22 protein-coding genes are annotated in these 26499 nt (G+C 67.8%); 14 read left to right on the top strand and 8 right to left on the bottom strand.

The genetic code is table 11. The features are described 5' to 3' along the window. From ACYU7G_RS08395 to ACYU7G_RS08385, 3 genes are all read right to left on the bottom strand, one after another. Window positions 1-300: holo-ACP synthase (locus tag ACYU7G_RS08395; protein ID WP_461106702.1), on the bottom strand; the 300-nt coding region annotated here is incomplete at its 3' end. Window position 301: 1 nt separating this feature from the next. Then, window positions 302-1120 (bottom strand): SGNH/GDSL hydrolase family protein, encoded by an 819-nt coding sequence (locus ACYU7G_RS08390; RefSeq protein WP_461106700.1) that lies wholly within the window; start codon window positions 1118-1120, stop codon window positions 302-304. Between the two features lie 25 nt (window positions 1121-1145). After that, window positions 1146-2636: a class I adenylate-forming enzyme family protein gene (locus ACYU7G_RS08385; RefSeq protein ID WP_461106698.1), complete on the bottom strand. Its 1491-nt coding sequence runs from the start codon at window positions 2634-2636 to the stop codon at window positions 1146-1148. A gap of 88 nt (window positions 2637-2724) precedes the next feature. Here ACYU7G_RS08385 and ACYU7G_RS08380 point away from each other — a divergent pair, with 88 nt between their 5' ends. Genes ACYU7G_RS08380 through ACYU7G_RS08360 form a run of 5 tightly spaced genes read left to right on the top strand, consistent with a single transcriptional unit; the run spans window position 2725 to window position 7669 of the window. Then, complete coding sequence (locus tag ACYU7G_RS08380) at window positions 2725-2988, top strand: acyl carrier protein (RefSeq protein ID WP_461106697.1); 264 nt, start codon at window positions 2725-2727, stop codon at window positions 2986-2988. Then, window positions 2985-3191, top strand: a complete 207-nt coding sequence (locus ACYU7G_RS08375) for a hypothetical protein (RefSeq protein WP_461106695.1) — start codon at window positions 2985-2987, stop codon at window positions 3189-3191. The genes ACYU7G_RS08380 and ACYU7G_RS08375 overlap by 4 nt, the downstream gene beginning before the upstream one ends. Further along, window positions 3191-5188: an asparagine synthase (glutamine-hydrolyzing) gene (gene asnB / locus ACYU7G_RS08370; protein ID WP_461106693.1), complete on the top strand. Its 1998-nt coding sequence runs from the start codon at window positions 3191-3193 to the stop codon at window positions 5186-5188. The genes ACYU7G_RS08375 and asnB overlap by 1 nt, the downstream gene beginning before the upstream one ends. Next, window positions 5185-6174, top strand: a complete 990-nt coding sequence (gene nadE, locus ACYU7G_RS08365; RefSeq protein ID WP_461106691.1) for an NAD(+) synthase — start codon at window positions 5185-5187, stop codon at window positions 6172-6174. The genes asnB and nadE overlap by 4 nt, the downstream gene beginning before the upstream one ends. Window positions 6175-6181: 7 nt before the next feature. After that, window positions 6182-7669, top strand: coding sequence for an oligosaccharide flippase family protein (locus ACYU7G_RS08360; RefSeq protein WP_461106690.1), 1488 nt, complete (start codon window positions 6182-6184; stop codon window positions 7667-7669). On the opposite strand, the gene ACYU7G_RS08355 is transcribed toward ACYU7G_RS08360, so the two are convergent. Beyond that, the gene (locus ACYU7G_RS08355) at window positions 7666-8550 is read right to left on the bottom strand and encodes a hypothetical protein (RefSeq protein ID WP_461106689.1); all 885 of its coding nucleotides are present in this window, start codon (window positions 8548-8550) and stop codon (window positions 7666-7668) included. The two genes, ACYU7G_RS08360 and ACYU7G_RS08355, sit on opposite strands and share 4 nt — an antisense overlap. A 199-nt stretch (window positions 8551-8749) precedes the next feature. Here ACYU7G_RS08355 and ACYU7G_RS08350 point away from each other — a divergent pair, with 199 nt between their 5' ends. Next, window positions 8750-9712, top strand: a complete 963-nt coding sequence (locus ACYU7G_RS08350) for a glycosyltransferase family 2 protein (RefSeq protein ID WP_461106687.1) — start codon at window positions 8750-8752, stop codon at window positions 9710-9712. Between the two features lie 4 nt (window positions 9713-9716). Here ACYU7G_RS08350 and ACYU7G_RS08345 read toward each other — a convergent pair whose 3' ends face one another. Then, on the bottom strand, window positions 9717-10703 hold the full coding sequence (locus tag ACYU7G_RS08345) for a GNAT family N-acetyltransferase (RefSeq protein ID WP_461106685.1): 987 nt from the start codon (window positions 10701-10703) through the stop codon (window positions 9717-9719). Between the two features lie 159 nt (window positions 10704-10862). On the opposite strand from ACYU7G_RS08345, the gene ACYU7G_RS08340 reads away from it, so the two are divergent. The 8 genes from ACYU7G_RS08340 to ACYU7G_RS08305 all read left to right on the top strand — a co-directional run bounded on the left by ACYU7G_RS08340 (window position 10863) and on the right by ACYU7G_RS08305 (window position 22137). Continuing rightward, a complete protein-coding gene (locus ACYU7G_RS08340; protein WP_461106683.1) occupies window positions 10863-12611 on the top strand; it encodes a hypothetical protein in 1749 nt (582 codons plus the stop codon). Window positions 12612-12614: 3 nt separating this feature from the next. After that, window positions 12615-13844, top strand: a complete 1230-nt coding sequence (locus ACYU7G_RS08335; RefSeq protein ID WP_461106681.1) for a Coenzyme F420 hydrogenase/dehydrogenase, beta subunit C-terminal domain — start codon at window positions 12615-12617, stop codon at window positions 13842-13844. A 31-nt stretch (window positions 13845-13875) separates the two neighbouring features. Further along, complete coding sequence (locus ACYU7G_RS08330) at window positions 13876-14511, top strand: CatB-related O-acetyltransferase (protein WP_461106679.1); 636 nt, start codon at window positions 13876-13878, stop codon at window positions 14509-14511. A 209-nt stretch (window positions 14512-14720) separates the two neighbouring features. Continuing rightward, window positions 14721-16307 (top strand): DUF4082 domain-containing protein, encoded by a 1587-nt coding sequence (locus ACYU7G_RS08325; RefSeq protein ID WP_461106677.1) that lies wholly within the window; start codon window positions 14721-14723, stop codon window positions 16305-16307. A 122-nt stretch (window positions 16308-16429) separates the two neighbouring features. After that, window positions 16430-17746, top strand: a complete 1317-nt coding sequence (locus ACYU7G_RS08320) for a hypothetical protein (RefSeq protein ID WP_461106675.1) — start codon at window positions 16430-16432, stop codon at window positions 17744-17746. Between the two features lie 30 nt (window positions 17747-17776). Continuing rightward, the gene (locus tag ACYU7G_RS08315) at window positions 17777-19903 is read left to right on the top strand and encodes a polysaccharide pyruvyl transferase family protein (protein WP_461106673.1); all 2127 of its coding nucleotides are present in this window, start codon (window positions 17777-17779) and stop codon (window positions 19901-19903) included. Window positions 19904-19954: 51 nt separating this feature from the next. Beyond that, on the top strand, window positions 19955-20713 hold the full coding sequence (locus ACYU7G_RS08310) for a YveK family protein (RefSeq protein ID WP_461106671.1): 759 nt from the start codon (window positions 19955-19957) through the stop codon (window positions 20711-20713). After that, window positions 20710-22137, top strand: a complete 1428-nt coding sequence (locus ACYU7G_RS08305) for an O-antigen ligase family protein (protein WP_461106669.1) — start codon at window positions 20710-20712, stop codon at window positions 22135-22137. The genes ACYU7G_RS08310 and ACYU7G_RS08305 overlap by 4 nt, the downstream gene beginning before the upstream one ends. Here the strand turns inward: ACYU7G_RS08305 and ACYU7G_RS08300 are convergent. The 3 genes from ACYU7G_RS08300 to ACYU7G_RS08290 all read right to left on the bottom strand — a co-directional run bounded on the left by ACYU7G_RS08300 (window position 22112) and on the right by ACYU7G_RS08290 (window position 26477). Beyond that, complete coding sequence (locus ACYU7G_RS08300; protein ID WP_461106667.1) at window positions 22112-24214, bottom strand: HAD-IIIC family phosphatase; 2103 nt, start codon at window positions 24212-24214, stop codon at window positions 22112-22114. The genes ACYU7G_RS08305 and ACYU7G_RS08300 overlap by 26 nt on opposite strands. Window positions 24215-24459: 245 nt before the next feature. Beyond that, on the bottom strand, window positions 24460-25143 hold the full coding sequence (locus ACYU7G_RS08295; RefSeq protein WP_461106665.1) for a polysaccharide deacetylase family protein: 684 nt from the start codon (window positions 25141-25143) through the stop codon (window positions 24460-24462). Beyond that, complete coding sequence (locus ACYU7G_RS08290; protein WP_461106663.1) at window positions 25140-26477, bottom strand: glycosyltransferase family 4 protein; 1338 nt, start codon at window positions 26475-26477, stop codon at window positions 25140-25142. Before ACYU7G_RS08290 ends, ACYU7G_RS08295 begins: the two co-directional genes overlap by 4 nt. Between the last annotated feature and the right edge of the window lie 22 nt (window positions 26478-26499).

Below are 26499 nucleotides of genomic sequence, written 5' to 3'. Positions count from 1 at the left end.
ACCGACCCCTGCCGCGCGGGCAGCCCCGGCGACGGCGCCGTCCAGCCGGACGGTGCCGTCGGCGGCCACCAGCACGGAACGCCAGGGCACCCCGGCCTCCCAGCCGAGGCCCAGCGACTTCCAGGCCGCCTCCTTGGCGGCCAGCGTCATCGAGTACGCGCGCGCCGGGTCGGCGGCGGTGCCGCAGCGCGCCGACTCCTCGTCGGAGAACCAGCGGTGGGTGAAGGAACCACCCCGGGCGAGCAGGCGTGCGACGCGTGCCACGTCGACGATGTCCACCCCGACGCCGTGGATGGGCACGTCAGTCCCGCGCCAGGTTCAGCATGCGCACGAACTCCAGTGCGGCCAGGGCCGAGCCGGTGGCGTTGAGGTGGGCGCCGTCGTTGCTGTAGCCGGCGTACAGTTCCGGCTTCACCGTGCCGTCGGGGGCTCGGGCCTCCAGTGCCGCCACGTCCAGCAGCTGCTCCGGTCCGTACTCGGCGCGCATCAGCTGGTTGTAGCGTTCCCGGGCGGCGTTGTCGTCGCGCCCGACGAGCATCTTGATGTGGTCCTTGATCCCGTACGGCCCGGTGGTCAGGGGCGCGGTGACGTGGATGAACCGGACGTCGGGGAACTCGGCCTCCAGTTCGGCCATGGTGTCCCGGTAGGTCTCGAAGAGCCGGTCCACGTCGGTGTCCCAACGGATGTCGATGTAGCAGAACTTGATCAGGGCGACGTCGACCTTGCCAGCCATCCCGGAGCGCAGCATCGCGGCGAAGTTCTCGAGCTTGCGGTACGGGTGGCGGTTCTCCCCGATCAGGGTGTGGACGAATGCCCCGCCCTCACCGAGGGCCGGCACCTCACCGATTCCCGTCTCCCGGAAGCCCGGCTGGGCCACGCCGTGGGCATCGTAGACCTGGCGCATCCCGGAGATGATGTTGTTGCCCACGGACATGTGCCCGAAGAAGATCCGCAGGTCCGCGGCACTCTCCAGTGCGGCCGGGTCCGCCTGCGCGGTGGCGGTGTCCGGTGCGGCGTCGTAGGTGGGATCTGGATCCCAGAAGAAGGTGTAGGTGGCTGCGCCCACCAGGCCCAGCGTGACCAGTGCGGCAACTATGCCCAACAACGGCTTTCTCGTCATGATCTCCCCCAAGATCGGCGTGGCCCTACGGTACCACCGTGTCCGAGCCGGCCAACAGGGTGCGCACGTTGCCGCGGGAGACCTTGCCGTTGGCCGTCAGCGGGATCTCGTCGAGGACGTGGATGCGGCTGGGGACCATGTGCTTGGGCAGTTGCGCGCGCAGGAACGCCAGCACCTCGTCGCCGTCGAGGCTGCCCCCGGGAACCGGTGCGACGGCGATGGTGACGGCCTCCCCCGCGTCCGGGTCCGGCAGGCCGACGGTGACGGCCGCGGCCACGCCGTCGTGGCGCAGCGCCGCCTCGTCCACCTGCTGCGGGGAGATGCGGTAGCCCCAGGACTTGATGAAGTCCCCGCTGCGGCCGACGATGTGGATGAAGCCGTCCTCGTCCACCGTCGCCAGGTCACCGGTGCGCATCCGGCCGCCGACGAACTTCTCGGCGGTGGCGGCCTCGTCACCGAGGTAGCCGGGCGAGATGTTCTCCCCCGCCGCGATGATCTCCCCCTGTTCACCGGGAGCCACCGGGCGGCCATCAGCGTCCTCCACGCTGAGCGTGACGCCCGGGATGCCGCGTCCGATGGAGCCGAGTTTGGTCCCGAGCAGTTCCGGCGGCAGGTAGGACAGGCGGGAGGTGGCTTCGGTCTGGCCGTACATCACGAACACGCGACTGTGCGGTTGCGCCTCGACCAGGCGCTGGATCAGCTCGGGCGCGAGCCTGCCGCCGGCCTGCTGCACCTTCCGCAGCGACGGGAGCGGTCGGCTGGCGTACGAGCTGGCCTTGAGCAGGAGCTGGTACGACGACGGCACCCCCGCCAGCCCGGTGCAGGAGTGCTTGGCGATCAGCTCGATGGCCGTCTCCGGGAACGTGAAGGTGTTGCACAGCACCAGGCTGGCGCCGACGGCCAGGTGGGTGTGCAGCAGCGACGCGCCGAACACGTAGTGGAACGGCAGGACCACGAGCATCCGTTCCGTGGCGTCGAGCTCGAGGTAGCTGATGATGGAGCGGGCGTTGGCCTCGAGGTTGCGGTGGGTCAGGCGCACCACCTTGGGCCGGGCCGTCGTCCCAGAGGTGAACATGAGCGCGGCATCGTCGTCCGGCGAGGAGGCCCGCGGCAGCACGTCGGTGGCGGGCACGACGTCGTCCCCGGCCAGGGCGGCATCGGTGACGACGGGGCGGTCCCCGAAGGCGGCGGCCACCCGCCGCAGCTGGCGTCGGTCCGCCAGCACGGCACCCAATTCGACGAAGTCGGCCTGCGAGGCGAGTTCATCGGCCGAGAGCTTGTCCGAGAGCGGCACCACCACCCCCACCCGGAAGGCCGCGAGGTAGGCGGCCACCCAGAAGAACGAGTTCACCCCGAGCACCCCGATGCGCGCGCCGGGCACCAGTCCGAGCGCGCCGAGCTCGGCCGCGAGCCGGTCCACGGCACCCCGCAACTGCCCGTAGGTGTACTCCTGCCCACCGTCGATCACGGCCACTGCGTCGTCATCGCCCGCAGTCAGCAGAAAGTCGCAGAACATGTCCACCCCCGAAAAGCACTGGATCAAACCATGACTGGGACAGTACACTTCCACTGACCATCACAAGACCGTTCGGGGGGACGATCAAATGGATACGCAAGTCAACACCAGGCTCAGGGCTTTCATCGAGGAGAGCTACCTGTTCGGGGACAGCTCACGGATGCCGGGCGACGAGGAGTCGCTGCTGGAGACCGGGATCATCGATTCCACCGGGGTGCTCGAGCTGATCGAGTTCCTCGAGGAGGAGTTCGGGTTCAGCGTCGAGGACACCGAGACGGTGCCGGAGAACCTGGGCAGCATCTCGGGCCTGACCCGCTACGTCTCGTCGAAGCAGGCCCAGGGCGCGGCGTGAGCACTCCCAGCGTGGACCGGCTCCTCGACGAGTGCGCGTTCCTGCGCCCGCTCGAGGACCCGGAGCTCGACGCGCTGCGGCGTGCCCTCCTGGTGGAGGACGTCCTCGGCGTGCGGCTGACGGACCAGCAGATCAGCCGGGCGGTCCTCACGGACCCGGCTGCCCTGCGCGGGTTGCCGGCGACGCACCAGCCGCGTGTCTGATGTGCGGCATCTGCGGGGTGGTCTCGCTGGGCGAACCACCGGACCTGGGCGTGGTGCAGGACATGATCGGCGCCCTGACGCACCGTGGGCCCGACGGCAGCGGCTACCTGCGTGACCACGGCGCGATCCTCGGCCACACCCGGCTGTCCCTGATCGACTACGTCGGCGGCGCCCAACCCATCGGCAACGAGGACGGCAACGTCTGGGTGAGCTTCAACGGCGAGATCTTCAACTACGTCGAACTGCGCGACGAGTTGGTGGCGCGCGGGCACCGGTTCAGCACGCGCTCGGACACCGAGGTGATCGTTCACGCCTGGGAGGAGTGGGGGCAGGACTGCTTCTCGCGCTTCAACGGGCAGTGGGCGCTGGGGATCTGGGACCGCCGCAACCGGCAACTGGTCCTGTCCCGGGACCGGCTCGGGGTGCGGCCCCTGTACTACCGGCTCCTGCCGGACCGGATCACCTTCGCCTCCGAGGTGAAGGCGCTGTTCGCGGACCCGTCGGTGCCACGCGCCCTGGACCCGGAGGGGCTCGGCGAGGTGTTCTCGCTGTGGTCCACCGTCGCTCCCCGCACCCCGTTCGAGGGGATCGCGCAGCTGGAGCCCGGCCACGTCGCGTTCTTCGACGCCGACGGGTTCCGCAGCGAACCGTACTGGGCCATCGCGTTCCCGCTGCGCGGCGAGGAGCCGGCCCAGGATCTGCGGGAGAACTCGGAGCACCTGCGCGAGCTGCTGGTGCGGGCCACGAAGCTGCGGTTCGAGCGCAGCGACTTCCCCGTCGGCGCCTATCTCTCCGGCGGGCTCGACTCCGCGGTCACCGCGGCCGCCATCAGGCACTTCACGGACGCGAACCTGGACACGTTCTCGCTGCGGTTCGCCGACGACGAGTTCGACGAGGGGTCCCACCAGCAGCGGATGGTGCAGCAGTTGGGCACCAACCACCACGACGTGGAGGTCACGCACTCCGACATCGCCGAGGTATTCCCCGAGGTGGTGTGGCACGCCGAGGCGCCGCTGCTGCGAACCGCCCCGGCGCCGTTGTTCCTGCTCTCGAAGCTGGTGCGGGGCTCCGGCTACAAGGTGGTGGTGACCGGCGAGGGCGCCGACGAGGTGCTCGGCGGCTACGACATCTTCCGGGAGGCGAAGGTGCGGGAGTTCTGGGCACGTGGCCCGGACTCGGAGTTGCGCAACCGCGCCACCGAACTGCTGTACCCGTGGCTGGCGCGCAACCCGGGGAAGGCGCCCGCGTTCGCCCGCAGCTTCTTCGGCGCAGACTTCAGTCCGGCGGATCCCGGGATGTCACACCGCACCCGTTGGAACTCGACCGCCGCGCTCCGCACATTGCTGAGTCCGGCGGTTCGGGATCAGTTGGACATCCGGGACGGCTTCGACCCGGCATCGCGGCTGCCCACCGACAGCAGCCGCTGGGACTCGCTCACGCGGGCGCAGTGGTTGGAGATGACCACCCTGCTGCCCGGCTACATCCTCGCCTCCCAGGGCGACCGGATGCTCATGGCCAACTCCGTGGAGGGCCGCTTCCCGTTCCTGGACCGCGACGTGGTGGAGTTCGCCAATGCGCTGCCGGCGCGGCACAAGCTGTTCGGGCTGGAGGAGAAGTTCCTGCTGCGGCACGCGTTCTCGGACCTGGTCCCCGACGAGATCCGCAACCGCGCCAAGCAGCCGTACCGGGCGCCCGACGCGGCGAGCTTCTTCGCCGACGGCTCCTCCCCGGAGTGGCTCGACGACGTGCTCTCGCCGTCCGCGCTGCTGGCCAGCGGCCTGTTCGACGCCCGCCAGGTTGAGGGCCTCGTGGCGAAGGCGCGCAACCGCAGCCGCACCTTCGGCAACACGGATAACATGCGGATCGTCGGGGTGGTCTCCACCCAGTTGATCCACCAGCAGTTCATCACCGGCACCGGACCGGCGGCGCAACGTCAGCGCCCACCCGAGCCGGTGCACGCAATCGACCTCGTCGCCCAAGCCCAGGAGGACAAATGACCCAGACCACCTTCGGACCCGACACGCTCGCCCTGGACCTGGCGGCGGAGACCGAGAGGATCTCGCAGACGATCCGCGACTACCTGCGCGGCGCCCGCCGCAAGGGCACCGTGATCGCGCTGTCCGGCGGCATCGACTCCAGCGTCACCGCCGCGCTCTGCGTCGCCGCGCTCGGCCCGGAGCGGGTCTTCGGACTGCACATGCCCGAGCGGGCGTCGTCGCCGGAGACCATCTCGCTGAGCCGTTCCATCTCCGACCACTTCGGCTTCGACTCCGTGCTGGAGGAGATCGCCGACACGCTCGAGGCCGCGGGCTGCTACCGCCGCTACGACGAGTCGGTGCGCAAGGTGGTGCCCGAGTACGGGGAGGGCTGGAAGTCCAAGATCGTGCTGCCGAGCGTCGTCGACGACGGCACGCTGCGTGTCTACCACGTGGTGGTGCAGGACCCCGACGGCGAGCAGAGCAGCCACCGCCTCACCACCGAGGCCTACCTCGGCATCGTGGCGGCCACCAACTTCAAGCAGCGGGTGCGCAAGATGATGGAGTACTACCACGCGGACCGGCTGAACTACGTGACCACCGGTACACCGAACCGGCTGGAGTACGACCAGGGCTTCTTCGTGAAGCTCGGCGACGGCTCGGCAGACGTGAAGCCCATCGCCCACCTCTACAAGACCCAGGTCTACGCGCTGGCCGAGCACCTCGGTGTGCCCGAGGCCATCCGCACCAGGCCCTCCACCACGGACACCTACTCGCTGGAGCAGTCCCAGGAGGAGTTCTACTTCTCGCTGCCGCACCACCTGATGGACCTGTGCCTGTACGGGGTGAACCACGACGTGCCGGTGGAGCAGGTTGCCGAGGCCACCGGGCTGACCACTGAGCAGGTGCGGCGGGTCAACGCCGACATCGAGCAGAAGCGACGCACCACCGGCTACCTGCACCAGGAGCCCGTCCTCGTGGAGGCCGTCGCCGAGATCGAGCACTGAAGGAGCGATGACTCAGCACAAGGAAGCACCGGTGGCTGCGCGGGACCTGGGCTCGAAGGCTCTCAAGGGTGGCAAGTACCTGGCCGCAGGCACCATCGTCGAGCGCCTCGCGCGTCTTGGCCGCAACATGCTTCTGGCACGGCTGATCGTCCCGGACCAGTTCGGGCTGATGGCGCTCACCTTGTCCGTGATCGCAGTGCTCGGCGCCATCACGGAAGTGGGTGTCTCGCAGGCCGTCATCCAGAGCAAACGGGGGAACACCCCTGAGTTCTTGAACGTCGCATGGTGGTTCGGCGTTGCTCGCGGCGTCGTGGTTGCCGTGCTGACCCTGCTCCTTGCTTCTCCGATCGCGAACTTCTTCAACGAACCGGACCTGGAGTTGCTCCTCCTGGTGGCCCCCATCACCGTGGTGTTCACGGGCCTGACGAGCCCACGCGTCTTCGCGCTCCAGCGTCAGTTCAGGTTCGGCGCCACGCTGTGGACCAACCAGGGAGCCGCGCTTCTCGGGACCGCGATGACGATCGTCCTGGCGTTCGTCCTCGGGAACGTGTGGGCCCTGTTGTGGGGCACGGTGTTCGAGTTCTTCTGCCGCTTCGTCCTCTCCTTCATCCTGTGCCCGATACGTCCACGATTCCACCTCGACAGGGAGTCACGGCAGGAACTCTTCCGCTTCACCCGTGGAATGGCAGGCCTCTCCATTCTCACGATGCTCGTCATGCAGGCCGACACCGTGGTCCTGGGCAAGGTCGTGACCGCCCACGAGCTCGGTCTCTACGCATTCGCAATCGCGCTGGCGGGATTCCCCCTCGGGATCTTCAGCAAGGTGGTGCAGCCGCTGGTGGTTCCGATCCTGTCCCACCTCCAGGACGACTTCGGGGCGATGCGAACGCAGGTGCTGAGCCTGTCAAGACTGGTGTGGCTCTTCGGGCTGCCCTTGATGGCGCTGATGTCTGTTGCTGCCGAACCCCTGCTCGTACTCTTCTACGGGGCCGCTTTCGGCGAGGCTGCTCCCGCGTTCGCCCTGTACTGTGCGTTCGCCATGGTCTACATGAACTCAATGGTGAGTTTCTCCGTCTACCTGGCGATCGGAAAACCGGAACTCCAGCGCCGGTTCACCCTGGTGAGGGCACTTGCCGTGGTGCTCCTGCTGTACCCGTTGTCGATCCTGTTGGGCATCGAGGGTGCTGCCCTCACCCTGCTCGTCGCCATGGTTGTGGCGATGACCGTCCAATTGTTCAACCTGCGTCGGATCATCGGGCTCAAGGTGCTGTCGTTCCTCGCGACGACTCGAGCCGGCCTCGTGTGCGCGGCCGCGGTCTCGGCACCCGCGCTCGCCGTCGTAGTGTTCGCCGATCTGCCCGTGTGGGGTGACGTCCTGGTCTGCGCAGTGCTCGGGAGCGCGTGCTGGGGCTGGTTGCTGCTGCGGGAACGTCGCAACCTCAAGTCGCTACGGGGAAATCGCGAGCGCGGCGTCGCGGAGGGCGACGAAGGCTAGTTCCGGGGCGCCAGCGGCTCCCCGTCGTCCCAGACATTGCCCTCCCAGACGTTGCCAGGGGCGTTCGAGTCGAACGCCTCGATCGGTGCGTGGATGCCACAACTGCCGTTCTCGTCGCGTTCGAAGACATTGTTGATGAAGCGCACGTCACGCGCGTCGTCACTGTAGGGCTTGTTCCGGGATGAGCCACCGAACGCGCAGAACGAAGCAGTCCCGCTGCGGAACAGGTTTCCTTCGATCAGGTTGTTCGCGATGGGACTGAAGTCCCCGTATCCCGTCAGCGCAGCCGAGCATCCTGCGGCGGGGGGAACCCGTGCGCCCTCACAGATGATGGTGTTGAACCGCAAAGTGGTGTTCATCCCCATCCGGATGCCGCTCATGTGCGCTTCCTCGTCGGGGTCCCCTGACTGCGCGTGCACCCACGAGTGCTGGATGGTGCAATCCGTGGCGCAGTAGGCCGAGCGGCTCCCACCGGAGACTTCCACCCTCTCGGCCGTGTAGTGCCCATTCCCGAGTCCGGTCAGCATCTGCTCTCCCAGGATGATCTCGCTGTCAGCGATGGAGAACGAGTAGTCCTCGTCGAGGTGGCGCAGGATCACACTGCCGTGGATCTGGGACCTGGTGATGACCACGTCAGCCGCCCTGATGCGGAGATTGCACTCGACGAGCTTCGAGTCGATGACGGTCCCCGGCTCGGTGATCGTGCAGTCGCCCGTCCAAGGGGTGAGGTTCGTCCCTTCGGGAACACCGGTGTTCGACGGCCCCGGCCAACCGCCTTCCGGGGGGCCCGCCGCCCCGGGCGGGTCCACGTCGGCAGCAGGCGGCACCGTGGCGTCCCCACCGTCGGATCCGGTACCAGCCGTCGCAGTGGTCTCCACCACTTCGGGACCATGGGGTCCGAGCGATGCAGGAGCACAGCCTCCGAGCAGGACGACGGACAGGACAACAACCAGACTCCGCGCAACGCGCATGTTTCACTCCCCCGAGTTCGGCGGCATCATGGCCGCCCGATTACCTCCAACCCTATCCCGCATGTCGAAAGGGCGGCAGGTTCACGCGGGAATCCCTAGGCTGGCAGGCGTGACCTACTCGCCCGGAGTCGACGTCTCCGTCGTCATCGTCAACTGGAACACCCGCCAACTGCTGCTCGACGTCATCGAGTCCCTGCAGGCGACCACACACCGTGCCTCGACAGAGATCATCGTCGTGGACAACGACTCCCACGACGGTTCCCAGGCGGCCCTGACCGAGCGCTTCCCCGAGGTGAGACTGGTCCAGAACGAGGACAACCTCGGGTTCGCGAAAGCCAACAACCGAGGCTTCGCCGTCGCGCGCGGCAAGGCCCTGTGCCTCGTGAACACCGACGTCGTCGCGCACGACGGAGTGATCGACACCCTCTGGGAGTACCTGCAGTCCAATCCGTCGGTGGCGATGGTGGGTCCGCGAACGTTCAATGAGGAGGGCGCGATCCGGCAGAACGTGCGCCGCTTCCCGACGCTGCGCAACGCACTCGGGGACCATCTGTGGCTCAAGCGCACCGGGCTCCTGCCGGGGCGCTCGCTGCCACCGGCCAGTTACCACCACACCCACTCGGCGGAGGTGCTCTCCGGCTGCTTCCTGATGGTCCGCAAGGAGGCGTTCGACCAGGTGGGGCCGCTGGACGAGGACTTCTTCTTCTACGGCGAGGACACCGACTGGGGCAAGCGCTACAACGACGCCGGCTGGGACTGCGTCTACCTGCCCGAGGCCGAGGCGGTCCACTTCGGTGGCGGCAGCACCAAGGCCTACCCGGTGAAGTACTACCTGATCATGGAGAAGGCGGACCTGCTGTACTGGCGCAAGCACCACCCCCGGTGGAAGGTGCTGGCCTACACGGGCATCCGGCTGCTGCACAACGTCATCTCGGTGCTGGGCTGGTCGGCGGTCTGGCTCGCACGCCCCGGGCGGCGCGAGCAGGCAGCCCTGAAGGTGAAGGGCAACGCCATCAACACGGTGTGGTTGCTGACCCGCCGCAGCCTGGTCGTCACACCGGGTTGGAACTGACGCGCTACACGTCGTTGCCGTCACCCTGGGTCAGGAGCCACGCGTTCGCGTCGCGCAACGCTGAGTCCGTGAGCTCCGGACTCGTCAGGAACTTGATCTCCGTGCGCTTCACCCCCAGCCCAGCCACGCGGAACCGTGCGTCGAGGGTGGTGTCCTTGAGCGTCCAGGCCTGCACCAGCGCGTGCCCGGCGCTGCGGGAGCGGTCGATCGCCACCGCCACCAGCAGCTTGAACACGTCATCGTCCTGCGCGGGACAGACGAAGTCCACGATCTCGCCGCAGCGCACGCCCCGTCGGACGGTCTCGGTCAGCACGATGATTCCCACCAGCAGCCCGCCGTGACGCAGGCCCAGCAGCGTGTAGTGGTCCGGGTTGTCGACGTAGCGCCAGTTCAGGTACGACGCATCACGTTGCAGCGCCACCCGGTAGCCGGGTCCCACCTCACCCCAGAGCCGATCCGCCTCGTGGTCGAACCGCTCGAGCTGCTCCACCTCGTAGCCGGCCGGCAGTTCGAGTCCGCGCCTCGGGAGCAGTCCACGCACGCCGTCCACGACGCGGCCCAGCACCCCCGCGGGCTTCAGCATCGCCCCGAGCAGGGGGCCGAGGCGCAGGATGCGGGCACGGAACAGGATGCGGAGGTCCTCCCGGTAGCCCCACTTCTCCTTGAAGATCGGATAGGAGTTCACCGACGGCGTCACGTACCAGCCGGCCATGCCGGCTTCCTTGGCACCCTCGAACACAGCCGCGGTGCAACGCTTGATCAGACCCCTGCCCTGGTGCTCGGGGTCGGTGAACATGTCCATCGTCTTGCCGATGACCACCTGCCTGCCATCGACGCGGAACCGCTTCGGGGCCAGGGCGAACGAGGCCACCACCTTGCCGTCCAGTCGGGCGGAGTGCACCACGGCCGGACCGGCCGGGTTCGCCAGGTACATCCAGCGGTAGTAGGCGGCGGACTTGTCACGCAGCCGGAGCCCGTTGTCATCGCTCATGCGCGTGATCAGGTCCGAGATCCCTTGCAGGTCATCCTCTTCGAGCGGGCCGAACCTGAAATCCTCGGCTTGCGAACCGACAGACTGATCGGACAATGCAGACACCCCCTAGCGCGTTCCCTATAGTAGGGGCCACGTACACACCCGGGGGGAGGGAAAGTGTCGAACCATCTGGGCACCGGTCTGGTGCTCGTCACGGTCCGGGGGGCCGGCGGACTGCCGGGGCCCGTCGAAGAGCTGCTCACCCGTTCCTGCGACGCGCCACCGGCGATGGTGGGCGGCGTCTGGGTGGGCACCTGGGGTCTGGGCCGCAGCGCCCCCACCCAGACCGAGCCCGTCCTGCTGACCAGCACCAACCAGTCGGCCTCGGGCACCGTTGCCCCCGCCGAGATCGCTCGCTGGCTCGCGGCCGGGGACCTCACGCGCCTCGGACGCATGTTGCCACCCTTCGGCGCCCTCGGCCTCACGCCGAACGGACTACGCCTCACCACCGACCAGATCGCCTTCCGCAACGTCTTTCGGTGCGAGGGGGACGGCTGGAGCGCCGCATCGACGTCCGCGCTGCTGCTGGCACGCATGCTCGGCCGAGGACTCGACCCGAAGGGCCTCAGGCTTCAGAGCCAACTGGGCTATCAACTCGACAGCCTCACCATCTTCGACGGGGTCACCGCGCTTGCTCCCCGCGAATCCCTCGAGCTGAGCGCCGCGGGCATCAGGTCGGAATGGATCCCCGAACCGGATGAGCAGGGTGCCCTTCCCCTCGACGAGGGCGTGCAGAGGGCGGCACAGGGGCTGCGGGACATGGTTTCCACCTATCTCGACGAGGGCCACGACCCCACCCTGCAACTGACGGGAGGCCAGGACTCACGGATCGTGTTGAGCGCCGTCCCCGCGGCACGCCGCCGTGGCCTCAAGGTGATGACACTGGAGACCCCGGGATCGAAGGATGCCGAGATCGCCGGGGCACTCGCCCGACGCTTCGGGATGCGGCACACCGTCCATTCGATCAGCGGGATCGGCTCGCTGTCTCCCGAGGAATGGTTCCACAGGGTCCTCGCCACAGCGGAGTCCCACGATTGCATGGCGGACCCCATCGCACGATCCATCACCGGCTGGGCCGAGGAGTCCTTCGAGCAGGGGCAGCGTCTCTCCGGCCTCGGCGGCGAGCTCGCGAGGGGCTTCTTCTACTTCGGGACGGTGCGGCCGGCGCCCATCACCAGGAGTCGCAGTCAACAGTTGGCGCGGTGGCGGATGCTGGCCAACGACGCCGTCGAGGGCGCGGCCCTCGCCGCCGAGTACCGTGATGCCCACAGCGTCTCGGTCGACGTGATCCACGCAACCCTCCTGGAGTCTGGACCCGAATGGTTCAGCGCCACCGATGCGCTCTACCTCGACAGGATCAGGCGTTGGGGTGGGCTGGGCGAAGGAGCCGTGGCCTTCCGGCGGACCCTCGTCAACCCGATGCTGGACCACCGGTTCACCGAGACGGTTCCGCGGATCACCCCGGCGGGCAAACAGGGTTCGCGGTTCCTGGGCCGTCTCCAGGTGGCGCTGGACGACGAGTTGGCCTCGTTGCCGCTGGATGACCGCCCCGCACCCAGGGTCTACGCCCATCCCGGGCCACTCAACCTACTGCGCACGAAGGCCGCACGGTTCCAGAAACTGGTGCGCAAGGTCAACCAGCGGGTACGGGGAACCCGTCGCCCCCCGGCCGGGGCGGCCCTGGTCTCGGCGGCCATCACCCGGCACATCCATGACAACCCGACGGTGCTGGACCCGGCCCGCGCCAGCGGGGTCTTCGACGAGGCATGGCTCGAGGAAGTCAGCAGCGGCAGCACCGCGGTGTCGGCCGCCAACCTGGCGCTGCTGATGAACCTGGTGGCCGCCGGTAGAGAGGGGGCCCTGTAAACCATGGCTGCACAACACCGGATCGACACGGTCATCGACCGCCGTCTCTGCTCGGGCTGCGGCGCCTGCGCCTACGTCGGCGAGGAGCACGGCGTGAAGATGGTGGACTTCCCCAACGTCGGGATGAGGCCCGTCGGGGTCAGGCAACTGCCACTGTTCGTCAAGGACCAGATCGCCGAGGTGTGCCCCGGTTCCAAGGTCACCGCACCGAGCTGGGGGGATCACGTTCCTGACCGCAACGAGGTGCTGGTGGGTCCGGCAGTCAGGATCTGGGAGGGCTGGGCGAGCGATCCCGATTCACGCTTCGCCGGCTCGTCGGGCGGCATCGTGACTGCGCTGGCGTGCTACGCGCTCGAGAAGCTCAACATGGCGCTCGTGGTGCACACCGGGATGGACCCGGACAAGCCGTGGCGCAACCGCACCATCATCAGCACGGACAGGGAGTCCGTGGTTGGCAGCGCCAGCTCGCGCTACACCACTTCGTCGCCGGTGGAGGCCCTCAGGGTCATCGAGGACAGCGATCGACCCTGCGTTTTCATCGGCAAGCCCTGCGACGTCGCGGCAGTCGCCGAACTCCGCAAGTCACGTCCCCGCCTGGACCGGAACCTCGGGCTGGTGCTGAGCTTCTTCTGCGCCGGCACGCCCGCGTCGGAGGGCAGCCGCAAGCTGGCAGCGGAACTGGGGTTCGAGGACTCCTCGAAGATCACGAGCCTGCGGTACCGGGGCCGTGGTTGGCCGGGCAACTTCGTCGTGACCGATGGCGAGGACCGGGCCTCCATCACCTACGACGAGTCCTGGGGAAGGCTCGCCCGCGGCACTCGCCAACTGCGTTGCCATCTCTGCCCCGACGGGCTGGGTGAACTGGCAGACGTCACCGGCGGGGACGCCTGGCACCGCCGATCCGAGGGCACCGACGGCATCTCCCTGATCATGGCTCGCACGGAGCGTGGGCGCGAGATCGTCGAGGCCGCCCTGCGCGACGGCTACCTGGAGGCCACCCCCAGCAACCACGAGAGGGTGGTCGATGCCCAGGGGTTGGTCCGTCGACGTCGATTGCTGCTGACCCGGCTGGTCGCGCTGCGCACCCTGCTGCTGCCCACCCCCAGCTTTCCCGGCTTCCGGTTGCGAGCCGCCGCAGCACAGTTGGGAGTGCGGGATCATGTGAAGGAGTTCGCCGGCACGGTCAAGCGTGCCGTCACCCGGGGGTTCTTCGGGCCCGAACCCCGGGACTGAGTCGGGCGCCCTGGTTCAAGGAGGAAGAGCGGTGCGAAGCAGGTTCTCAAGGATCCTGGTGTGGCTGTACGGCAGGGGAACGTTGGGCAAGTTCCTGTCCACCCGACTCATCAACAGGTTGGAGGGCGGCGAGATCCACTCGGAGTCGCTCCGGGAGATCTTCCGGCGCTACCACGGCGTCACGATCGGCGCGTACACCCACGGCGGCTGCTTCGTGCGCCACAGCTTCGGGCGAAACACCACCATCGGCCGCTACTCCTCGATCGCCCGATCGGCCTTCGCCGCCACCTTGGACCACCCCACGGAGTTCAAGGGTATGCACGGCTTCTTCTTCAACTCCAACCTCGGCTACACCGACCACGTCCGCGACTACGCGGAGCTGAGCATCGGCAACGACGTCTGGCTCGGTCACAACGCCGTGATCGGGTCCAATGTGCGCAACATCGGCGACGGCGCCGTGATCGGTGCGGGCGCGGTCGTGTTCAAGGACGTGCCGCCGTACGCCGTGGTGGTTGGCAATCCGGGCCGGGTCGTGAGGTACAGGTTTTCACCTGAAACGATCGCGAAACTCCTAGAAGAACGCTGGTGGGACAGGGACATCGAGGACCTGGCACCCGAGATCGGGCGGTTCGATCGACCACTGGAAGCTGAGAATTCTGAAAACTAGTTTTACTTGAATCCAGTTCACTGAGACCCCGATTTGGCCCCACCTGAGCGATACCTTAGAGTTTCTAAGGTTGTTTCCCCCATCAGGCAAGGAGCCTACGCGTGATAGACATACGACCGGTGCGCCGAATACGCACCGAGCCCCGTTCCCCCCGCCCGACCCGACGCATAGCCGCCGCACTGGCTGCGTCCTTCACCCTCCTCGTCGGTATGACCACGGTCCCGACCACAGTCGCGAACGCGACCACCTCCAACGGCGCAGGCCTCTTCAGCGACACGCTGGAGCCCGAAGTCCCCGCCTCCGACAGCACCGAGTCGACGAACCTGGGCATGAAGTTCAGCAGCGACGTCACCGGAAGCGTCGCCGCCCTCCAGTTCTATCGAAGCGTCGAGCAGACGAAGTCCTACGAGGCCTCGCTCTGGGACCTCAAGACTGGCGACCTGCTGTCCTCCACAACTTTCGCCGCCTCGTCCTCCGCAGGCTGGCAGACCGCCGCTCTCCCGGAGCCGGTGCAGCTCAACAAGGGCCGCTGGTACGTCGTCAGCTACCTCGCCACCGACGGCCAGTACGCCTACACCGACGACGTCTTCCCCTCCAACTGGAGCAACGGCGACCTCAATGCCCGCAAGTGGGGCGGCAATTTCGCCGCCTCTGACTCCTCCGTGATGCCGGAGACCTCCGCCCGCGGCACCAGCTACATGCTGGACGTCGTCTTCGTGGAGCGCGGCGAGACCTGGACCGGCGCCCCCGCCCCGGAGCCCGCCCCCACGCCGGAGCCAACCCCCGAGCCCACCCCGGAGCCGGCGCCCACCCCGGAGCCCACTCCCACCGAGACCCAGGAGCCCGCGCCGGCACCCGAGCCGTCGGAGACCGCCGAGGAGCCCGCTCCGGCACCCGAGCCCTCGGAGACCACCGAGGAGCCCGCACCGGCACCCGAGCCGTCGGAGACCACCGAGGAGCCCACGCCCGCCCCCGAGCCGGGCAACCCCGGTTCTGACGAGTGGCCCAATGAGGACAACACCGGTGTCCCCGCCGGCGTCTCGCTGACCACGTACACCGGCCCGATGACCATCACCGAGGACAACACGGTGATCCGCAACGCCATCGTGAACGGCACCCTGCGCATCCAGGCGTCCAACGTCCAGATCATCAACACCCGCGTCAACGGCGCCGTCGACCTTCGCGACCCGAAGAACAACGACTACTCGTTCTCGATCGTCGACTCCGAGGTGCACATCGGTGACAACCTGGGAACCGGCCTGATGCGTGGCAACTTCCACGCCAACCGCGTCGAGATCACGGGAGGCCGTCGCTCCGCCTACTGCCAGTACAACTGCACCATCGAGAACTCCTGGGTCCACTCCCAGGGCGGCGACCCGGGCGGCGACGCCCACTTCTCGGGCATCCGCATGGAGCAGAACACGACGCTGGTCCACAACACCATCACCTGTGAGGCCCAGCGCGGCTCCGGCACCGGCTGCTCCGCGGGCCTGACCGGCTACGGCGACTTCGCCCCCGTCCAGAACAACCTCATCGAGAACAACTTCTTCTACGGTGGCGGCGGTGGCGGTTCCACGATGTGCGCCTACGGCGGTTCCTCCGGTGACGATGGCGGCAAGCCGTACGGCCACCTGGCTGCCAACATCCGCTTCATCGACAACGTGTTCGCCCGCGGCGAGTCCGGTGTCTGTGGCAACCTCGGCTCGATCCGTTCCTTCGATCCGACCCGTCCGGGCAACGTCTGGCAGGGCAACACCTGGGACGACGGTTCCACGATCAGCTCCAACGGTCGCTGAGCCCCCAGCCAGTCGACCCCGACACAGCGTGGTCCGGCCCGGACGGGCCGGGCCACGCTCCCGGCGGGACGACCTCCCGCCAAAGCTTCATTCCCCCTTGTTCCCCCCGAACGCAAAGGTCAATGATGAATTCCACCGCAACGTCCCCCACCGTCGGAGCCATACGGCCCCGACGGATCGTGCTGACGATACTCGCCGCCCTCGCGGCCCTCGTCCCCCTGTTCCCCGTCCAGCCGGCGAACGCCGCTGTCGACGTCTACACCACCCCCGGCGAGCACACGGTCAACGGGCGCGAATGGCGCACCTGGTGTGAGAACTACTCGTCGACCATCGATCGCTGTTTCACCGAGATCATCTCTGGTGGCAAGTGGGTCCACAACAACATCACCTACCTCCCGGTCCCCCGCTCCTGGTGGGGCGACAACCCCCTCGCCAACAACACCCGTTGGACCGACGACGCGGGCCGCAAGTGGCGCACCGAGTGCGACACCGCCGTGACCGGCCGCAACGGCTGCCGCTCCTACACGATGCAGTCCGGCAAGTGGGTCTTCAACAACATGGTGCGCTTCGGACAGCAGAAGTCCGTCGACACCGATTGGCGTCCCCCGGCAGCCCCCGCTCCCAGCAACCCCGGCAACGGGGAGTGGCCAAACGCGAACAACACCGGCGTGCCCGCGGGCGTCTCCCTCAGCACCTACACCGGCCCGATGACCATCCGCACCAACGGCACCGTCATCAAGGACAAGGTCGTCAACGGCACCCTGCGCATCCAGGCCGCCAACGTCCAGATCATCAACAGCCGCATCAACGGCACCATCGACCTGCGCGACCCGCGCAGCACCAACTACTCGTTCAGCATCGTCGACTCCGAAGTGCACATCGGCGACAACCTTGGCACCGGAATCTCCCGGGGCAACTTCAAGGCCAATCGCGTCGAGGTGACCGGCGGCCGCCGTTCCATGTACTGCCAGTACAACTGCACCATCGAGAACTCCTGGGTGCACGCCCAGGGTGGCGACCCGGGTGGCGACGCCCACTTCTCCGGCATCCGCATGGAGCAGTACACCACCCTGCGCCACAACACGATCACCTGTGAGGCCCAGCGCGGCTCCGGCACCGGCTGCTCCGCGGGCCTGACCGGCTACGGCGACTTCGCACCGATCCAGAACAACCTCATCGAGAACAACTACTTCCACGGCGGTGGCGGCGGCGGTTCCACGATGTGCGCCTACGGCGGTTCCTCCGGCGACGACGGCGGCAAGCCGTACGGGCACCAGGCGGCCAACATCCGCTTCATCAACAACGTGTTCGCCCGTGGTGAGTCCGGCAAGTGCGGAAACCTCGGTTCGATCCGTTCGTTCGACCCGAACCGGCCGGGCAACGTCTGGCAGGGCAACACTTGGGACGACGGTTCCACGATCAGCCACAACGGTCGCTGATCCCCTGATCGTCGCCGGTTCCCCCGACCGGTGACTGCTGAAACCGCGCGGCTCGCTCCCCACGAGGAGCGGGCCGCGCGGTTGTTGCCGGCATCCACTAGACTTCCGGGCGAACAGATCCGACCGGTTGGGGGAACCGTGGTCAGTATCGTAATCGCCGCTCACAACGAGTCAGACGTGTTGGGAGCGACACTCGACGCCCTGCTCGCAGGGGGTTCCGGGGCCGAGATCATCGTGGTGCCGAACGGCTGCACGGATGACACCGCCGAGGTCGCGCGCTCGCGCGCCGGTGTGAAGGTGGTCGAGGTCGAGCAGGGCAGCAAACCGGTCGCCCTGAACGCCGGCGACGCCGTCGCCACCTCGTACCCACGCATCTACCTCGACGCGGACATCATCGTCCCTCCCGGCGGGGTCCAGGCACTCGTGAAGGCCTTGGAACGTCCCGGGATCCTCGCTGCCGTGCCCTCCCGCGTCCTCGACACCTCCGGGCGCCCTTGGCCCGTCCGGGCCTGGGCGAGCGTGCATCGTCGGCTCCCCGTCTTCCGCGACGGGCTGTTCGGCCGCGGCATGATCGCCCTGTCACAGGAGGGCCGCGAACGCTTCGACGAGTTCCCGCTGATGGTCGCCGACGACCTCTTCGTGGACTCCCTGTACGAGCCGGAGCAGAAGACTGAGGTCACGGAGGTCTCGGTGGTGGTGGAGTCCCCTGCCAGCACCTCTGAACTGCTGCACCGGCTCGTCCGCGTCCGACGCGGCTCGGCGGCGATGCGCAGTGCCTCGCGTGACGGGGACCTTCCGATACGGGTCCGGTCCGCCGATCGCTGGTCGTGGCTGCGCGACGTCGTGGCCAAGGATCTGCGACTGGTCCCTGCCGGAATCGTCTACGCAGCCATCACCACCTTCGCCGCCCTGCGTGCGAGGACGCAGTCGAGCAGCAGCATGGACTGGGGCCGGCGAGGCGCCACCCGCAGCACCTCCGGCGAGCCCACACGCATCGGTTTTCTGGGCGTCCAGGCCGACACCGCCAACCTGGGCCTGGCAGCACTGGCCTACTCCGCCGTGGCGATCGTCGACCGCTTGGTCCCGGGCCCCGCCGAACTGGTGCTGTTCTCGGTCAACTCCGACGAGTCCCTGCAGCGGATGCGAAGCGAGCTCGGCCTGGTCGACAAGCAGGTCCGGGCAGTCCCCTTCAGGCACAAGCGACCCCTGAAGATGGTGGACTCCGTCCGTCAGATCGCCTCCTGCGACGTCGTCCTGGACTTCACCGGGGGCGACAGCTTCTCCGACATCTACGGCCTGAAGCGGCTGCTCCGCAAGCTGTTCCACAAGCAGATCGTGCTCGCCACCAGAACACCACTCGTGCTGGCCCCGCAGACCTATGGCCCGCTCAAGGGCAGGGCCGGGAAGCCGTGGTTCCGCCACGTCGTCAAGCGTGCCTCGCTGGTGTTCAGCCGGGACGACCTGTCCAAGGACTTCCTCGAGGACCTCGTCGAGCGCCCGGTCCACCTGGCCACCGACGTCGCCGTCACCCTTCCCCATGACCCGACCCGTCACCGTTTCCCCGGCGACGGGCGCACCCGGGTGGGCATCAACGTCTCGGGGCTGCTGTGGGCCGGCGGGTACACCGGTGACAACCAGTTCGGGCTGGCCGCCGACTACCGGAGCTACTGCGGCAGGCTCGTCGAGGCACTGCACGACCTCGGACACGAGGTCCACCTCGTGCCGCACGTCCTGTCGCGCCCCTGGGAGGATGACACCGAGGACGACGTCCGGGCCGCGCGAGAACTCCAGCTGCAGCACCCGGACTGCGTGCTGGCCCCGGCATTCGTGAGCCCCGTCGACGCCAAGTCGTGGATCTGCCATCTGGATGCCTTCGTCGGGTCCCGGATGCATGCCACCATCGCGTCGTTCACCTCCGGTGTCCCGACCGTCCCGGCGGCCTACAGCCGCAAGTTCGCTGGGTTCTTCGGCAATCTCGGCTATCCGGTGGTCGTCGACCTGACCACCCTGTCCACCGATGATGCGGTCGGCGCAACACTGGAGAAACTGTCCGACGTCGAGCGCCTGTCAGGACTGGCAGCCCCGGCCCTGGAGTCGGCCGCGTCGAGGATCACGATCTTCGAACAGCACCTCGCCACTGTGCTTCCCGCAACCTGAGCACTGGTAGCCTCGATGCACAGCGGTTCACACTTCATGGGGGAAGGTCGCATGGATCTCGGAAGCGCACTGAGGGTCCTGTTGAGGCGGTGGCTGATCGTCCTGATCGGCATCGTCCTCACGTTGGGCGCGTGCGGATACCTGTACCGGACCGCAGAGCCCCAGTACCAGGCCAGCGGCAGCATGCTGATGCTGCTGCCGAACAATGCGCGCGGCCCCGAGAACGTCGGAAGCCCCTTCCTGTACCTGCCGAACGGCCTGAACGTCCTGGCACGCCTGGTGACGGGCGCCACGAGCAGCCGTGAGTTCCGCCAGGAGATGGGCGCGCAGGGACTGAACTCCTCCTTCCAGGTGGGCGTGGACAACCAGACTCCCATCATCACCATGACGGTCCAGGGCCCCGACCCGGAGAACGTCATTCGCACCCGGGACTGGTTGATCGACGCCCTGAACGACGAACTGCTGCGGGTGCAGCAGGAGGAGGGAACTCCTCCCCTGCAGACGGCCCACACTCGCGTCTACGGCAACGAGGACGTCCCCATGCAACTCGGCGGCGACTGGACCCGGTCCGTCCTGGCGGCCCTGGCCGCCGGAGGTTTGGCGACGCTCATCGCCGCCTTCGGGATCGATCGCCTGCTCGCGCTGCGCAAGGATCGCCGCGCCCGGAGGAAGCTCGCTGCCGGGACGGACCCCGTCGAGGAACCCACCACGCCCCGAGCAGACGCCGTCGAGGCCGCCAAACCCGATGCAAGTCCCACGCAGACCGGGGCCGAGGCCGTGCCTGCGGGGTCGTCCAGCGAATCGTCATGATGGAGACCGTGCGCACCGAGGGGTTCCTGCCTGCCCACTGGTTCGCATCGATCTACGCGGTGATGTTGCTGTGCATTCCCACCAGACTGATCGTCGGGCCCATCGGGGCCCCGGGGACACCGGCCAACCTCTTCGCGATCGCGGTGCTGCTGTGGTGGGTGTGCGCCACCCTGGCGGGTCTCGGACAGGTGCGGGGATTCACTCCCCTGCGGGGCGCATTCGGCCTCTTCGTGACACTCGTGCTCGTCAGCTATGCCTCCGGCCACCTCAGGGGCTGGGCACAACCGGCTGACATCCACCAGCGCTCCGACCGACTGTGGGAGCAGGCCGACGTCGCCCAGGTGACGGAGACCCTGGTCAGCGCAGCGGACCGCGGTCTGCTCGCACTTGCCGGGTGGGCGGGCATCCTTTTGATGACGTCGGAGGGAATGCGGAGTTGGCGAGAGCTCGACCAGGTGATCAAGTGGTTGGTCCGTGCCGCATCCGTGGTCGCGGCCATGGGCATCGTGCAGTACTTCACCGGTCTGAACGTTGCCGCCTACATCCGCATCCCCGGCCTCCAGGGATTGCAGGAGTTCGGCAACGCGCTGTCCCGCTCGGAGCTCAACCGCATCGTGAGCACTTCGGCCCATCCCATCGAACTCGGGGTCATGATGTCCTCGACGCTGCCATTCGCCCTGCATCGCAGCCTGCATGCTGGGAGGAAGTTGTCTGCCTGGGTGCCCACTGGGCTGATCGGCGTCGCGGCCCTGATGTCAGTGTCCAGGTCCGCGATCGTCGTCGCGGGCATAGCCGTCCTGATCCTGTTCGTGGGATGGCCGTGGAAGCGCAAGCTCATCATGCTGCTGGCGGCCCCCGTGCTTGCCGTGGCGAGCCGTGCCGTTCTGCCGGGGCTGCTCGGCACGATCCGCTCGCTGTTCACCGGCCTCGAGGACGATCCGAGCATCCAGGGCAGGACTGACGACTATCCGTTGGTGTTCAGGATGGTGGAACTCCATCCCTTGTTCGGACAAGGACTGTTCACATGGGTCCCCATGGTGTTCCGGACCATCGACAACCAGATGCTGATGATGCTGCTCGAACTGGGCTACTTGGGCACGCTCGCGTTCTGCGTACTGGTCCTGACTGGCGCCGTGCTGGCTCTCACACCATGGCGGTCCGGCGGCACGCCTGAACAGAAGCACTTGGGGCTGGCCGTGGCGGCGAGCCTGCTGGGCATCGTGACCAGCTACTTCACCTTCGATGCGCTCGGGTTCCGCCAGGTGGCGGGACTGACGTTCTTCTACATCGGCCTCGGCGGAGCCGTCTGGTGGCTCTCCAGGGGGCGCGGCGGAGCCAACGACCCGGGCCCCGTCGAGCTTGTCAGACCCAGGCATGCCGGCCCATCGCCATCTAGGTTCAGCGTCTCCCCTCCCGCTTCCTGACCGGTTCCACCGAGACCGCCAACCACTCCGGGACCGGAGTGCACCGCCCCGGGTCCGCCAAGTGCCATTGGCCATCGTCTCCGGGCTCGAAGCCGCTCGCCCGGAACAGTCCGGAGGCCGGCCGGTTGCGCTCGGTCGGGCGGAACAGTCCTCGGACCGGTCCCGAGTCCGTGCGCGACTCCTCGGTGAGCATCACCTTCAGCAGAGCGGTTTCGAGACCGAATCCCATGGCGCGGCAGCTCATGATGAAGGATTCGACAGTTCGCTCGGCCCGCTCGAAGATGCCGATGGCAACTGTCCCGAGGTCACCGAACCTGTCTGCAAGGGTGGCGACCCACACGCCGTGGGCATCATCGGCCATGAGATCCTGCAGTTCAGCCGCGGATCGGCGCCTGGTGGTGGTGTTGAACTGGTTCGTTCGCTGGACGAGTTCCAGCAGCCGCTCCAGGTCCCGGGTCACGGCCGGTCGCACCGTGCTGCGCAGGTTGAGGCTGCGCATCATCGTTGGGTAGTCGTGCTGTCCGGACACTGCGGACCGTCGTTTCGCAGCCTGCCTGTACATGGCAGTCCTGTTCGCCGCCTCGGCCGTCCGCTTGGTCGAGGGCAGTTCCAGCCAGAGCCGGAGCTGCTCCCAGGTCCGCGATGCACCGGGATCGAGCGCCGTCACCCCGGCGACCGTCTCCGTCACCAGGCTCCTCTCCACCGGGTTGTCGTCGAGCAGGACGAAGGCCGTGGGAGCGAGATCGAGCTCGACGATGGCCTGCGCGACGTTGTCGGGTTTGGGTGCCCAGTTGATCTTGCTGAGGACGAAGTCCTCTGGCTGGAGTTCCATCTCCTCCCAACGGATGGCGGACTCGTCGTTCTTGCTCAGCGCCACCAGCAGGACCCCTGCGTCCTTGAGTTCCCGAAGGAGTCGCTGGCCGGACCGGTTGTGCTGGACCGGTCCCTCGGCCATCACCCCGGACCACAGCGTGTTGTCGAAGTCCACGAACAGGGCCTTGGCGCCGCCGAGAAGTTCCACCGTGCGCGTGATGTGGCTGTACTCCTCCGCGAGCACCGGGCCGAGGCGCGTGGTGTGGAAGTAGCCTTCCGGGACCTGGAGGGGATGGAACAGGGGACGCCCGTGTTCCCGGACCCGGCCCTCCATCTGGGTGTGCTCGTCGAGCAGGATCGCGTTCGCGGTGGCGGCCACCAGCTCAGCCACCCCTTCCCTGACTGCCCCGAGGAAGCTGCGCTGTGCCCTGGAGTGGGCGGGGAAGAACGACGGGAGGCGCCGTCGGATCCGGTCCAGCGGGATGCCACCGGGAGAGTGCACGACGATCGTGGCGTCAGTCTCCGCACGGATGGCCGACAACTCTGACTCGAGGGTCGAGATCAGTGTCGGGACGACGGAGTGGTCTCCTTCTCGGAGCGGGTGCGCGTTGTCCTGCATCCCGGCCCGGAACAGCGGCACGGCATCGAAGGTGAACAGCGACAGGCCGATGAGGTCTGGCTTGAACTCCCGGATCGTCTCAGTCGTGACGCCGCTGAAGTCCGCGAGTTCCTGCCGCACGCTGAAGAAGACGTGCTCGATCTCGGGGACGGCATGGTGTTGCCTGAACTGGGCCTTGACGAACGCCCTGATCTCGACGAAGAGGCAGTCACCCACGAAGAGCACTCGCGGCCCCTCGGGCGCTGAGGTGAGCAGGGGTGCGTGCAGCGCCTCCAAGACCTTCAGCGCCTCGTGCTCGCGGTCCGGGGCGAGCATCCGTGCGAGTCGTGGGAGCTCGGTCCCGAGTGCCCTACGCAGTTCCAGCGTGGAGTCGCAGTACCTCGTTCGCTCGTCGAGGTACACGGCCAGGTGCTCTGCCGAACCTCGCAGCGCCCCCGCCAGCGTTCGCGCCAGCGGCAGCAGGTACCGCCGGGTCGCGGCGGGGCGCAGGCCGGCGGACGGTGAGCCCAGGGTCGGGCCCGCTGCGCCGAGCTCCCACCAGAACCTCAGCAGGGAGCCTTCACGCCTCCTGATTGTGTCGGCCATTCGTCGGCGGAGCCGGTGCTCGGGAGCGCGATGGACGCCCCGGATTGTGGTCTTGTGCATGACTCGGATTCCTCGCGTGCGCGACCTGCCCCCGAGATCACTCGGGCGGGCGGTCTGATTCGGATACGGTGCAGCGCTCGGGTTCCATCGCGGCCGTCACTGCCCGCGTCCTCGTAGGACCGTCCGGTACCTGCCGGAAGGTTCGCACGAAGTATTTGATGTGTCCCCCAACGCATCATGGCGAACAGAGTAGGGGGCGACAATCAGGATTGCGAGGGTTTCCCTGATTTGGTCCTCACCAAGACTTACCGCATCGCCTTCAGGAGGCGTTTCACCCGGGTCCGCACCCGACCCAGGGGTGAGACGCGCGCTTGCGCCATCCGGGTGACGTCGCCCGGATGCCAGCCCCGGACGTAGGACTCCCGCGGCGTGAGCCAGCCGGTCAGCGGCGCCCGGCCACGATCACTGGTGAACACCTCGCGGTAGCCGCGCAGGGCGTGCAGCACCCGCCGGTCGTAGCTCCCGAACGGCAGCGCGAACTCCTCCACGGGCCCGACGCTGGCCTCCACCAGCCGTACCCGTGATTCCTCCGCCTCCTGCACGAGGGATGCCTTGTCCGTCCTGCGCAGGTCGACGTGGTCCCAGCCGTGGCTGCCGATCCCCATGCCGGAGTCACGCAGCTGCCTGAGGTGGTCCTCGTCGAGGTACCTGGCCTTCCCGATCCGGCCGGCGCAGACGAAGAACGTCGCCGTCAGCCCCCGCTCCACCAGCGCCGGCAGTGCGTCGGCGACGTCGCTGAGGTTGCCGTCGTCGAAGGTGACCTGCAGCTCGACCCCGCCGGCGTCGCGCACGCGCACCAGCTCATCGAGGATTCCCGGGAACTCCTCGCGGGGGCACCAGAAGTCCACCTCGTCGGCGGGCACCCCCTCCCAAGGCTCCCCGATGCCATGGAAGTTCACGACGAGCCGCTCCCCCACCTCACCGGTCATCGGGCGCGACGCTCCAGGACGTAGCGCTCGAACTCGGCCTCGTCCTCCAGCGGGACGTAGGTCCTGCCCCACTCGTCGCTGTCCGCGTCCGCCGGGGCGGCTTCGCGCTCCCCTGCCGACGGCCGGCCCAGCACCTGGTCGAACACGTCGCCGAACACCTTGGCCTGGCCGGCCCAGTCGAACAGTTCCACCACCCGCTCACGGGCGAGCCGGGACATCTCGGCGCGGCGCTGGGGGTCGTCGATCAGCTTCTCCACCTCGTCGGCCATTGCGGAGATGTCTCCGGAGGTGACGTAGCTGATGGCCTCGCCGCCGGTGACGCGGGTCTCGGTCAGGTCGAACGAGACCGACGGCAGCGCGTAGGCCATGTACTCGAGGCTCTTGTTCATGGTGGACAGGTCGTTGAGCGGTGTCTTCAGGTCCGGACACACCCCGATGTGGGAGCGGCTCATGTGCTCGGCGATCTCCCGCTTGTCGACGCGGCCGGTGAAGGTGACGACGTCGTCGAGGCCCTGCTCGGTGCACTGCCGTTTCAAGTCCTCGAGGCAGTCGCCGAACCCCATGAGGGTGGCCCGGACGTCGGTGCGGCCCCGACGGCGGAGCTCGGCGACGAGGTCGAGCACCTGGTCCACGCCGTCCTGCGGGCCCATGATCCCGATGTAGGCGAGCATCGTGATGCCCTCCGGGACGGGCTCCGTCGGGTAGATGGGCCGCATCCTGGCGGTGTCCGGCCCGCTGCGCACGACGTCGACGTCGCGCGGCTCCCGGCGGCCGCGGCGGATGGCGATGGCCCGGTACGAGTCGTTGGTGGAGATCACCCGGTGGGCGGAGCGGAACGTCATCCGCTCCAGCCACTTGAGCCCCTTCAGCTGCAGCCGCTGGCCGCGGCCCTCCGGCTCGCCGAAGCGGCTCAGGAACAGTTCGGGGTTCAGGTCGTGGTGGTCGAACACGAACTTGACCCCTCGCAGGCGCCACAGCAGTGCGAGAAGCCAGTAGGTGTCGGGCGGGTTGCAGGCCTGGATCACGTGGAACCGGCCGCCCTCCCGCCACGCGGCGAGGCTGAGCCAGGCGGTGCGCAGCCAGCTGTAGCCGAACTCCAGAGCGTACCCGGCCAGCCCCTTGGCCTCGGGGGCCGGGCGGTACTTGTAGATCCGGGCTCCGTCGATCTCCTCCCGGGCCGGGTCCCCCGGCCCCTTCGGACAGATCAGGCTGACGCGGTAGCCCCGCGCCAGCAGTTCGTGGAACTCCAGCAGCACCCTGCGATCCACCTGGATCGGAAGGTTCTGGACGATGACGAGTACATGAGGGTCGCTTCCCCCGGTCGAGCGGCTCATGGGTGGCAGTCTATGGGCCAGA

This window comes from Tessaracoccus terricola (genome assembly GCF_054776555.1).
Note: the sequence above shows the minus strand (reverse complement) of the source record. Positions and strands in the feature narration are given on the sequence as shown.